At 70.1% G+C, this 11355-nt stretch carries 10 protein-coding genes; 4 read left to right on the forward strand and 6 right to left on the reverse strand.

Features of this window, described 5'->3' with window-relative positions:
• The 3 genes from HY703_04840 to murQ all read right to left on the reverse strand — a co-directional run.
• Window positions 1–465 (reverse strand): hypothetical protein (locus HY703_04840; GenBank protein MBI4544501.1); only part of this gene is annotated, 465 nt, incomplete at its 3' end.
• Window positions 466–469: 4 nt separating this feature from the next.
• Entirely contained in the window at window positions 470–1675 is a 1206-nt protein-coding gene (locus HY703_04845) for an anhydro-N-acetylmuramic acid kinase (protein ID MBI4544502.1), read from the reverse strand.
• 10 nt (window positions 1676–1685) lie between these two features.
• A complete protein-coding gene (gene murQ / locus HY703_04850; GenBank protein MBI4544503.1) occupies window positions 1686–2609 on the reverse strand; it encodes an N-acetylmuramic acid 6-phosphate etherase in 924 nt (307 codons plus the stop codon).
• Between the two features lie 167 nt (window positions 2610–2776).
• Between murQ and HY703_04855 the strand changes: the two genes are divergently transcribed.
• The 3 genes from HY703_04855 to HY703_04865 all read left to right on the forward strand — a co-directional run bounded on the left by HY703_04855 (window position 2777) and on the right by HY703_04865 (window position 7423).
• Entirely contained in the window at window positions 2777–3373 is a 597-nt protein-coding gene (locus HY703_04855; GenBank protein MBI4544504.1) for a hypothetical protein, read from the forward strand.
• A 169-nt stretch (window positions 3374–3542) separates the two neighbouring features.
• Window positions 3543–5321, forward strand: coding sequence for a gamma-glutamyltransferase (gene ggt / locus HY703_04860; GenBank protein MBI4544505.1), 1779 nt, complete (start codon window positions 3543–3545; stop codon window positions 5319–5321).
• A 323-nt stretch (window positions 5322–5644) separates the two neighbouring features.
• A complete protein-coding gene (locus HY703_04865; GenBank protein MBI4544506.1) occupies window positions 5645–7423 on the forward strand; it encodes an ABC transporter ATP-binding protein in 1779 nt (592 codons plus the stop codon).
• Window positions 7424–7499: 76 nt separating this feature from the next.
• Here the strand turns inward: HY703_04865 and HY703_04870 are convergent, their stop codons facing one another.
• Entirely contained in the window at window positions 7500–8228 is a 729-nt protein-coding gene (locus tag HY703_04870) for a cytochrome c biogenesis protein CcdA (GenBank protein ID MBI4544507.1), read from the reverse strand.
• Between HY703_04870 and HY703_04875 the strand changes: the two genes are divergently transcribed.
• Window positions 8215–9993, forward strand: a complete 1779-nt coding sequence (locus tag HY703_04875) for an alkaline phosphatase family protein (GenBank protein MBI4544508.1) — start codon at window positions 8215–8217, stop codon at window positions 9991–9993. The two genes, HY703_04870 and HY703_04875, sit on opposite strands and share 14 nt — an antisense overlap.
• A gap of 134 nt (window positions 9994–10127) precedes the next feature.
• Here the strand turns inward: HY703_04875 and speB are convergent, their stop codons facing one another.
• Both speB and HY703_04885 read right to left on the reverse strand, forming a co-directional pair.
• On the reverse strand, window positions 10128–11060 hold the full coding sequence (gene speB / locus HY703_04880; protein MBI4544509.1) for an agmatinase: 933 nt from the start codon (window positions 11058–11060) through the stop codon (window positions 10128–10130).
• Window positions 11061–11145: 85 nt separating this feature from the next.
• On the reverse strand, window positions 11146–11355 hold a 210-nt coding region (locus HY703_04885), incomplete at its 5' end, for a pyruvoyl-dependent arginine decarboxylase (protein ID MBI4544510.1).

Below are 11355 nucleotides of genomic sequence, written 5' to 3' on the forward strand. Positions count from 1 at the left end.
CAGCGCTTTGGCCTGGACTCCGGGTTCGGGATCCTGGAGCGCGCGGCCGAGCAGGCGCAGCGCTGCTGTCTGATCCATGGGGATCAGGCCCGCGAGCCCCACGGCCGCCGCCGCGCGGAGGCGCGGGTCCCTGGCCTCGAGCGCCGAGCGGAACGGCCCCAAGCCGCCGGTCCAGTGGCGCTCGCCCAGCAGTCGGAGCGAATGGGCGCGGGCCAGCGGCGGCGCCAGCGAATCGAGGGCGACCTCGGCCAGCCGATCACCGAGCTGGTCGCCGATCTCGGCCTCGAGCCGCATCAGCTCCTCGAGCTGCTCGCGGCTCAGGATCTCGGCGTCCAGCGCGCGCCACAGGCGCCCCGTCTCGGGGGTGGGCGGCGGGGCAGCCGAGGGGGGCGCGCTGCGCCGGGCGCAGCCGCTCCAGGCCACCAGGCCGAGCAGGGTCAGGCAAAGCAGAATCGTACGGCGCATCATCTCACTCGTCTGCTGGACGGATCACTCTGGCTGAACGCCTGAAAGTCGGTTCCAGGGTTTCCGCTGCCGCGGGCGTATACGACCCCAGCAGCCGCGGCCCACTGGCACCGGTTGCTTCCGGCACGTTGGCCGGCAGGCCCTGCAGGAAGGCCCATGCCAGCACGGCGAAGGCGACCGCCTCCTTGGCGTCCGGGTCCACGGCCAGCGCCTCGCCGGCCCGGACAGGCGTAGGCGCGAGCAGCTCCACGAGCAGCTCCCGCAGCGCCGGATTCCTGGCGCCGCCGCCGGTCAGCACGACTTCGTCCACGCCCAGCGGCCGCACCCAGCGGCCGATGGCGCCGGCAATGCTGTGGGCGGTCAGCGCGGTCAGGGTGGCGACCAGGTCCGCCCAGTCCTGCCGGGATGCGGGGCGCCGCTCCGCGACCAGCTCTTCCACAAAGGGCCGGCCGAAAACCTCCCGCCCCGTGGACCTGGGCGGCTGCTGCGCGAAGAAGCGGTGGCCAAGCAGCCGGCCGAGCAGCGCTGCGTCCACCCGGCCGGCCCGCGCCCAGCCGCCGTCCCGGTCGTAGCTCTCCTTGCCCTGTGTGGCCAGCTCGACGGCGGCGTCGATCAAGGCGTTGCCCGGCCCCGTGTCGAAGGCCAGCAGCGGCGCGGCCGCGCCGCGCGGCGGCAGCCAGGTCAGATTAGCCATGCCGCCTATGTTCTGCAGCACGCGGCAGCGAGCGGGCAGCGAGAAGAGCAGCCGATCCACCCATGGCACCAGCGGCGCCCCCTGCCCACCCGCCGCCATGTCCCGCGCCCGGAAATCGCTTACCACGGAAATGCCGGTGCGTTCCGCAATGGTTGCCGCGCAGCCGAGTTGCAGCGTGGCCCCACGCCCGTCCGGCCCCGGCGGCTCGTGCCATACCGTCTGGCCGTGCGAGCCCACGGCCCGAACCTCAGCCGATTCGACGCCCGCCGCGGCGCACACGGCGAGCGCCGCCTCCGCGAACCATTCGCCCAGGCGGGCGTGCAGGCGGCAGATGGTGGCCGGACCGCCGCCGCCGATCGCCTGCTGGATCGCGGACCGCTGCTCCCTCGAGTAGGCACGGCTGACGAACGCGCGCACCGCCCAGCGCACATCGGCCTCGGCCGAGCCTTGCACTTCGACCAGCGCCGCGTCAATGCCGTCCAGCGACGTGCCGGACATGAGCCCGATCAGCAGCACGAGGTGCGCCTCACGAGCCGCTCAGGTCGCCCACGACCCGCGCAATCAGCCCGCCCGCCTCCTCGAGGCGCCGCCGCGCCGCCGGCGCGTCCAGCCCCAGGCGCCCCATGACCATGGCCGTCTTGACATGCCCGCCGGCCCGCTCGAGCAGCTCCGCGGCGGCCGGCCGGGTCAGCCCCAGCGTCTCGATCAGGATCCGCTCGCCCCGATCGCGCAGCTTTTCGCAGGTCACCAGCAGGTCCACCATGAAATTGCCGTAAACCTTCCCCACTTTCACCATGGCGGCCGTGCTGATCGCGTTCAGCACCATCTTGGTCGCCGTGCCAGCCTTCATGCGCGTGGAGCCCGTGATCACCTCGGGACCGACCAGCGGCGCGATCACGACGTCGTGCTGGTCGAGAAGCTGCTCCGCAGGATAGGTGCAGAGCAGGAAGCCGGTGTGCGCACCCCGCTGCCGCGCACGCCGCAGCGCGCCGTGGACGTAAGGCGTGGTGCCCGACGTGGCAATGCCCAGCACAAAGTCGGCCGGGCCTACTCCCCGCTCGTCCATGGCCGCCGCGCCGTCCTCCGCGTGGTCCTCCGCTCCCTCCTGCGCGCGCACCAGCGCCGCCGGCCCGCCGGCGATCACACCCTGGACGAGCTCCGGCGGCGTGCCGTAGGTGGGCGGCATCTCGGCCGCGTCCAGCACTCCCAGCCGACCCGAAGTGCCCGCCCCCACGTAAAACAGCCGCCCGCCACGCCGGAAACAGTCGACGACGATGTCAATGCAGCGGGCAATCTCCTTCCGCTCCTCGCCGACTGCCTCCGCGACCATCCGGTCCTCGGCGTTGATCAGGTCGACGACGCCGAGCGTCGAGAGCTCGTCGATGCGGGCACTGCGAGGGTTGCGTTGCTCGGTGAGACGCGGGTCCAGGGGCGAGGCGCTAGCGCTCATACCATCCCGTCCGGGCGCAGGCGGGTTGCGTGATCCTCCATACGGCGACTACATTACCAAGCTTGTAAGCTTATCCTGTCCAGGCAGTTATGGCAACCGAGCGGCGCCCGCCGCAGCGCGGGAGGGCGTCGGCCTTTTTCCCCCTGGCAACTTCAGAAGGAACCTGCATGCGAACCTTACTCTTGCTCTCCGCTCTCGGGCTCCTCTTTGCCGCCCCGCCCGCGGCCGCGCAGTTCCGCCAGGTGCGGAGGATTCCGGAGACCTGGGCTACGGTCTGGGCCGGCGGCTACCATGATCCGGGCCAGGTGACGGATGTCACGGGCAGGTGGAACTTCGGCGCCGCGTTGGCTGGCGGGCTGGGTGTGCATCGCCGGGTGGGGCCCGGACTGGCGCTGGGACTCGAGGGCTCGTTCGCTTCCGCGCCCTACGAGCGCGAGGACAGCACCGGCGTGCTGGTCGATGAGGGGCAAGCGCGGCTGGTGACCGGCCTGCTCTCGGGCCGGCTCCGCTACGGCGGGGGCGATGCCGTTTCGCTTTACCTCACGGGCGGGGCGGGCGCGTTCGTCTACGGCATGCCGGAGCTTGACCGCTGGGACCCGGACCTGGCCCTGCTGACGGGGGCCGGCCTCGAGTACCGGGCGGGGACGAGCAAAGCCTTCTTCCTCGAGTGGGGGCGATTCTGGGCCTTCCATCAGCGGGCAGGCGTGAAGAGCAATTCCACCAAGCACTCCATGATCCGGGTGGGCGCGCGCGCCGGCTGGTAGCATCGGCCTGGGCGGGCCGGCTTCCGGCCGCGCGTCGGGCGCGGCCAGCACGGCGATGAAGGAGCCGCTGGAGAGGCGCATGAGTTTGCGCCATTTCCGGCAGCGCCGCCGCTTCAGGAGGTAGCGCATGGCGGATCGGCTGCAGAAGCGCAGGAGCAGAACCGACTGGATGCTGCGGCGGTGGCTGCTGGTTGCGGCCCTCGCCGCCTGTGCCGCCCCGCCCGAGGTGCCGACCCCGGCGGCGGAGAGCGCAGGCAGCGCCGTCGCCGAGCCTCTGGCCCGCGTGGCGGAGCGGGTGCCGGCCGCCTGGCGCTATCCCCTCGAGAGCTACGCAGCCTCTTCCAGCGTGGCTCTCCTGGTAAGCGATGCGCCGCTGGCGACGCAGGTGGGGGCGGCGGTGCTGGAAGCCGGCGGCAATGCCGTGGACGCGGCCGTTGCTACGGCTTTCGCCCTGGCCGTCGTCTATCCGGAAGCGGGCAACCTGGGGGGCGGCGGGTTCCTGGTCTTCCGCCCGGCACTGGGCACGCCGGCCGCCCTGGATTTCCGCGAGGCGGCGCCCCTGGCCGCCACCCGCACGATGTTCCTGGACGAGCGCGGCGCGGTGACCGACCGCTCCATCACGGGGCACCTGGCCGCCGGGGTTCCGGGCAGCGTGGCCGGATTATGGGAAGCGCACCGGCGCTACGGCATTCGCCGCTGGGCCGAACTGCTGGCGCCGGCCATCCGGCTGGCCGAGGAAGGCTTCACGGTAGACGCAGAATTCGCGGAGTCGGTAGCCGGCGAGGCGAAGCGGCTGGCAGGCTTTCCCGCCTCGGCGGCGCTATTCCTGCCCGGCGGCAAGCCGCTCGCCGCCGGCAGCACCTGGCGCAACCCCGAGCTAGCGGCCGTGCTGCGCCGTATCGCGGCCCGCGGCCCGGCCGGGTTCTACGAGGGGGAGACAGCGGACCTGATCGTCGCGGAAATGCGCCGCGGCGGCGGCCTCATCACAGGCGAGGACCTGCGCCGCTACCGCGCGCACTGGCGCGAACCTGTGCAGTTCGATTATCGCGGCTACCGCGTCATCTCGATGCCGCCCCCGTCTTCCGGCGGCCTTACGCTGGCCTTGATCGCCAACATCCTGGAAGGTTACGACCTGCGCGCCATGGGCTGGCATTCCGCCGACGCCTTGCACGTCACCGCGGAAGCCATGCGGCGCGCGTTCGCGGACCGCAACCACTACCTGGGCGACCCGGACTTCGTACGCATTCCGCGGGCGCGGCTGCTTTCCAAAGGCTACGCGGCGGAGCGGCGGGCGAGCATAGCCCTGGCGCAGGCGACGCCCTCGTCCGCCATCTCACCGGGGCTGGGCGCCGGCGCCGAAGGCGAGCATACCACGCACCTTTCCGTGGTGGACGCGGCTGGGAACGCGGTAGCGCTCACTACGACCATCAACGAGCTGTACGGCTCGGCGGTCACCGTCAGCGGTGCGGGTTTCCTGCTGAATGACGAGATGGATGACTTTACGGCCAAGCCGGGCACGCCGAACCTCTATGGCCTGGTCCAGGGCGAGGCGAACGCGATTGCGCCGGGGAAACGCATGCTCTCGGCCATGACCCCCACGATCGTGCTGGGGCGCAATCGGCAGACTCTGCTCATCACCGGCGCGCGTGGCGGACCGCGCATCATCACCGCCGTCTTCCAGGTGCTCTCGAATCTTGTCGACCACGGCCTGGACCTGGTGGCCGCCGTGAATACACCGCGGATCCACCACCAGCACCTGCCGGATGTGCTCTACTACGAGCGCGACGGACTGAACGCGGCAACTGTGGATTCGCTGACCCTGCGCGGGCACAGCGTGGAAGCGCGCAGCGGCTATATCGGCAGCGCGCCGTCGCTCCTGCGGCTGGGCGACCACTGGGTGGGTGTGCCCGATCCCCGACAGGGCGGGCTGGCCGCCGGACCGCGTTAAGCGGCTGCGCGGCTTCGCGTGATTATTGGTATTTCCCGAATCGAGCCCTAACCTAACTGGCGGCCAGCCGCACCTGGACGGGCGCGTCCAGTCGGATGACGAGCCTGGATCCCGCCGCAGCGCCAGCGGCCAGAGGAGAATTGACGCGATCCAGATCATTTGCTTGCTCATAACACCCTCCGCGGGTGGGGACCCTGCTTGAACGGAACAGTTGTTCAGGGTAAGTTGGCAACAGCGCTGGCCCCTCCGGGGGGGCAGGCGCAAGCAGGGGCAACCTGTATGCCAGCCGCTCGTATCCCGCCGCACTGCGCCCGTTCGGCCGTATGAAAGAACTAGGCACGCTGCTGCCGTACCTCCGGCCCTACCGCGCCGGTATAGCCTGGGGCCTGCTGCTGGTGGTCCTGGCGAACGCCTTTGCCGTGGTTGCGCCGCAGCTCCTGGGGCTGGCCATCGATGCGCTGGAGCGGCCGGGCGTCACGGGGCGGGTGGTCCTGGGGTATGCCGGGCTGGTCGTGCTCACGGCCCTGCTGGCTGGCGCGGCGCGGTACGGCATGAGGGAGTTACTGAACGGGATCAGCCGCCGGATCGAGACAGATTTGCGCGACGCGTTTTTTGACCACCTTCTGCGTCTGGACGCCTCGTTCTACGGCCGCGTCCGCACGGGCGACCTGATGAGCCGGGCGACCAACGATACGCAGGCGGTGCGGCAGGCGGTTGGCCCCGCAGTGATGTACCTGGTCAACACGATGGTGATGATGGCGCTGGCGCTGGGGCTCATGCTGCGGATCAGCCCGCGTCTCACCCTGCTTGCGCTGGCGCCACTGGTGTTCCTGCCGCCCGCCGTGCTCTGGTTCGGCCGGGTCATCCATCAGCGATTCGAGCGGATCCAGGAGCATTTCGGCGTGCTGTCGACGCTGGTCCAGGAGAACCTGGCCGGCGCGCGCATTGTCCGCGCCTACGTGCAGGAAGCGGCTCAAGAACGGGAATTCGACCGGCTGAACGGCGAGTACTTGCAAAAAAACATGGCGCTGGCCCGCGTGTCCGGCGTCTTCTATCCCGTCCTCACGTTCTTTGCCGGATTGGGCATGGTGATCGTGCTCTGGTTCGGCGGGCGGCAGGTCATGGCAGGGCGGATCTCGGTGGGTGACTTCGTCGCCTTCGGCTTCTACCTGGCCATGCTGACCTGGCCCATGATCGCGCTGGGCTGGGTGATCAACCTGTTCCAGCGCGGCGCGGCATCCATGGGACGGATCAATGCGATCTTCCAGAGGCGGCCGGCGGTGCGGCCGCCTGCCAGGCCCGCTCGACTGCGCCGGCTGCGGGGGGAAATCGAGTTCCGGGAGGTCTACTTCCGCTATCCGGGCAGCGAGCAGGAAACCCTGCGGGGGATCTCCTTCCACATCGCGGCCGGGCAGACCGTGGCACTGGTGGGACCGACCGGGTCGGGAAAGTCGACCGTGGTCGACCTGCTGGCGCGACTCCATGACCCCACGGCAGGCGACGTCCTGCTGGATGGCGTGCCGCTGCCGGAACTCGCGCCCGCCGACCTGCGCCGGGCGCTCGGGGTGGTGCCGCAGGACACGTTTCTCTTCTCGGAGACCATTGGTCAGAACATCGCGCTCGGGCTGCCGCCCGGTGAAGCGGCGGAGGACCGCGTCCGTGACTCGGCGGTCATTGCCCGGCTGGACGAGACGATTGCTCGCCTGCCCCACGGCTACGACACCCGTCTGGGCGAGCGCGGGATCAACCTCTCGGGGGGGCAGCGGCAGCGTGCCGCACTGGCGCGCGCGCTGGCACGCGATCCGCACATCCTCATCCTGGATGACGCGTTGAGCGCCGTCGACACCAGGACGGAGGCCGAGATCCTGCAGGGGTTACGGCGCGTGCTCGACGGACGCACGGCATTGATCATCAGCCACCGCGTCACGGCGGTCATGGGTGCGGACCTGGTGCTCGTGCTGGATGACGGCCGCGTGGTCGAGCGCGGCACACACGCCGACCTGGTTGCCCTGGGCGGCCTCTACGCCTCGCTGCTGCGCCGGCAGTTGCTGGCAGAGGATCTCGAGCGGGACGCCCTGGCCGCCGCGCCGCTCGAAGTCTGAGAACGGAAATGGCCCTGTCCACGATCCTGCTGATCGAAGATAACGGCATTCGCGCGCCGCTGCCTCGGGCAGAGCGTCAGAGCCGCTCCAGCAGGAAGTCAGGCGTCAGCCGGGCGAAGTAGCCGGAGAGAACCGTGAACTGCCCGGTGGCCAGCAGCAGCCCCGCCAGCACCAGCATGACTCCAGCAGCTTTCTCGAGGGCGGGAAGCAGGCGGCGCAGGTTACGGGATGCCTGGAGGAACGCGCCGGTCGCCAGCGCAGCCAGCAGGAAGGGAAGGGCGAGCCCCAGCGCATAGCCGCCCAGGAGCAGCACCCCACCGGTCATGGTAGCGCGGACGGAGGCGTAGGTCAGCACCGCGCCCAACACGGGACCGATGCAGGGGGTCCAGCCCGCGCCGAACACGATTCCGGCCCCCACCGCGCCGAGGTACCCCGCGGGCCGGCTGGGGAGCTGAGCGCGCCACTCCCGCAGCAGCAGGTTGAAGCGCAGCACCCCCAGCAGGTGCAGGCCGAAGAGGACGATCAGGGCGCCGCCGATGCGGGCGATCCAATCCTGGTAGCGCAGCAGCAACTGCCCGGCTATGGTGGCGGAAGCGCCGAGCAGGAGGAAGACCAGACTGAACCCGCCCACGAAGAGCAGGGAGGGGACGAGCACCGCACTGCGGCGGCCGCCCCGGCTCAGGTCATCGATGCTCAGGCCCGTGACAAAGCTCAAATAGCTGGGCACCAGCGGCAGCACGCACGGCGAAAGGAAGGAGAACACGCCGGCCAGGAAAGCTACAGCCAGGGAAATGGATCCATCCATATCGACCCCATCCACAAGCAGGTTCCGGCGGCTCCGTCGTGCCGCCTACCGTCTCTATTACCGCATCAAGTATCTTCCGTTCGCGGCGGAACGGCGCCGCCGACGCGAGGATGGCCGCCGCGGCTTCGTCGTCGTGCAGATCGACGCCCTGGCCCACGAGGACCTGGAGCGGGCGATCGGCCGTGGCTACCTGCCCCACCTCAAGCGGCTCATCGAGCGGCACGGCTGGAGGCTGCAACGCTACCCCGCCGGCCTACCCAGCGCCACCCCTGCGGCTCAGGCGGCGATCTTCTATGGAACCAGGGAACGCATCCCCGCGTTCCGCTTCTACGAAAAAGGCGAGCAGCGCGTCATCGTCGGGACGCAGCTCGCCTCGATGCAGTTCATCCGGGACCGGCTTCCCGCCGAGGGCGTGCTGCGGGGCGGCTCGAGCTACGCAAACCTCTATGACGGCGGCGCCGACCGCGTCGTTTTCACCCTCTCGGGGCGGCGGCAGCAGCCACTATTCCAGAAGATGGGGGGCGGCAGGCTGCTCCTGCTCCTGCTGCTGCACCCCCTGCGCCTGGTGCGGATGTTCCTGGCCAGTGGCTGGGAGTACCTGCGCGAAGAGCGGGACCGGCTGCTCAGCCAGATGCGGGGACAGTACACCTACTACTGGTGGTACCTGCCCTTCCTGCACATTGGCGCGAATGTGATCCTGCGCGAGCTGCAAACCCTGGCCGTGCTGCTGGACATCTACACGGGCGTGCCGGCGATCTACACGACCTACAACCTCTACGACGAGTTCGCGCACCACTTCGGCCCGTCGTCCAGGACAGCGCTGAAGGGGCTGCGCGCACTGGACCGCCGGATCGGCGAGATCCTGCGCATGCTGCACCGTCTGCCCGGCCGCCCGTATGACATCTACATCCTGAGCGACCATGGCCAGACGCCGGCGGTGCCGTACCGCGTCCGCTACGGCGAGACGCTGGGCGACACCATCCTGGCCGCCGTCGAGCACGGCGTTTACGTGCTGGCCGGCACGGGCGATTATGCGCCGCCCCGCGAAGCCATGGACTTCCTGGTGCGCGAGCTGGAAGAGGTGGCGGGCGAATCCCCGCCGCCAGCCCGGCAGCTCGGCCTCCGTTTCGGGCGGTGGCTGCGCCGCCATTACCAGCTCTTCCCGCTGGTGGCCGAGACCGTGCGCAGCGCGGACGCCGGCAGTCACGGCGTGCCACCGCTGGTGGTCACCTACTCCTCCTCGCTGGCCCACGTTTACTGGACGGAGCCCGCACGGCCCCTCTCCTTCGACGAGATCCGCGGCCAGCCGGACCGACGCGCCCTCTACTACTTCCTGGTCGCTCACCGCGGCATTGGCCTGGTCATCACGCGGGTGGTGGATGGGGCGCACGTGGAAAGCGCGAGCGGCCGGGCCCTGGTCAGCCCCGGCGGCGAGACGGAAGTGCTGCAGGGGGAGGATCCACTGCGCGACTATGCTCGCACCGAGGTCGAGCGCCGGGCCGTTGCCCAACTCGTGCAAATGCCCAACGCCGGGGACCTGGTGCTCTTCGGCGCCTATGACGCGGAGCGGGATCTCTGCATCTGCTTTGACGACCAGGTCGGTGCCCACGGCGCCCTGGGCGGGCGGCAGTTCTGGCCTTTCCTGCTCACGCCAAGCGGGCTCGTACCCCCCGGCTACCGCATCGAGGATCCGCTCGACCTGCATCCCCTGCTGCAGCGGACGGCCGAAGCGCCAACGGCACTCCAGGCCCCTGCCGGGGTGTGAGGCGCGAGGCGCGCTCCGGCGTGGGCCCTGCCTTGCTCGCTTTGGTGGCCGCCCCCGCAGGGACCCGGGCTCGGGCTCCACTTCGCTGGGCTCGGGCTCGGGCTCGGGCTCGGAAACGGCCGGCTACCACGGCATCACGCGAACGTTTCGGCAAAGCGGTAGCCGATCATCTTGTAGATCAACTTGGCCACCAGGAAATCCGGTGCGGCCAGCCCGGGAATGGGCGCGAGTTCGACGACGTCGCAGCCCACGACGTTTCGCTCGCGGAACACGCGTCGCAGCAGTTCGAGCACGGGGTACCAGCCCAGGCCGCCCGGCTCGGGCGTGCCCGTGGAAGGCACGATGGCCGGATCGAAACAGTCGACGTCGAACGTGATGTAGACGTCGGGCGCGAGCCGCTCCAGCACTTCCTCGATCCACTGCGCGCCGCCCTGCAGCCTGTCGGCAAGGAAGAGGTGCACCCCCGTGGAGCCGCGGGCGAGGTCGCGCTCCTCACGGGTCAGCGCCCGCACGCCGACGGCCACCAGGTCGGCCCGCCCGAGCACGCGGTGCATGACCGAGGCATGGGAATGCGCGGTGCCCTCGTACTCCGGGCGCAGGTCGGCGTGAGCGTCGAACTGGAGTACACTCAGCCGGCGCGGCGGTGAAGAGGCCGCCAGCCGGTCCGCCCACGCCAGCACGGGCGCGCTGCTCAGGGAATGTTCGCCCCCCAGCAGCACGATCCACTTCTCGGGCGTCAGCTCGAGAATCCGGTCGTAGGCGGCGCGCAGCTCCTCGAGCGCTGCCGCCGGCCCCACCCCCGTCAATTGCAGCGCGGGCAGTGTGGCAATGCCAACCTGGTACGGCTCGGCGTCGAGCTGCTGGTCATACAACTCGAGGAAGCGGGACGCCTCCACGATCGCGCGCGGCCCGCTTCGCGCCCCCGCGCCGTAGCTGGTAGTCGATTCGTAGGGCACGGGCAGCACCACGACACGGGCGGCCTCGAACGCGCTGGCCGACTCATCCAGACCCAGGAAGTTGTGCGGCAACTCCCAGCCCAGACCGCGCAATGGCTCCGGAACCTGCATGAGACCTCCCATCCCGTCAGGGTGGGGCAAAAATAAGGGGCCCCGCCCGGGAGCCCCCGCATTACGCCGGTTCGGCATCGCCCTTTCAGCCGCAGAACACGACGGCCGCGACCACTGTGACCCAGCTCCCGTCCTCCGGGCCCTCCGCGTCCATAGTTGTATTTACCGTCTCGACGATCTCGCCGCCCAACTTCCACTGCTCCCGCCGCACGTCCCACGCCTCCTCGGGGTTGAACGGAATGCCCAGTACCGTGGCCAGCATCGAGGCCGCCAGATCTTCCGCATAGTCCCCAGC

The sequence above is a fragment of the Gemmatimonadota bacterium genome (assembly GCA_016209965.1).
Lineage (GTDB): Bacteria > Gemmatimonadota > Gemmatimonadetes > Longimicrobiales > RSA9 > JACQVE01.

Bases quoted from the DNA above. Each gene is read 5' to 3' on its own strand.
- murQ (MBI4544503.1), bottom strand. From the start codon at position 2,609: ATGAGCGCTAGCGCCTCGCCCCTGGACCCGCGTCTCACCGAGCAACGC.
- HY703_04865 (MBI4544506.1), top strand. From the start codon at position 5,645: ATGAAAGAACTAGGCACGCTGCTGCCGTACCTCCGGCCCTACCGCGCC.
- HY703_04875 (MBI4544508.1), top strand. From the start codon at position 8,215: ATGGATCCATCCATATCGACCCCATCCACAAGCAGGTTCCGGCGGCTC.
- speB (MBI4544509.1), bottom strand. From the start codon at position 11,060: ATGCAGGTTCCGGAGCCATTGCGCGGTCTGGGCTGGGAGTTGCCGCAC.
- HY703_04870 (MBI4544507.1), bottom strand. From the start codon at position 8,228: ATGGATGGATCCATTTCCCTGGCTGTAGCTTTCCTGGCCGGCGTGTTC.
- ggt (MBI4544505.1), top strand. From the start codon at position 3,543: ATGCTGCGGCGGTGGCTGCTGGTTGCGGCCCTCGCCGCCTGTGCCGCC.
- HY703_04855 (MBI4544504.1), top strand. From the start codon at position 2,777: ATGCGAACCTTACTCTTGCTCTCCGCTCTCGGGCTCCTCTTTGCCGCC.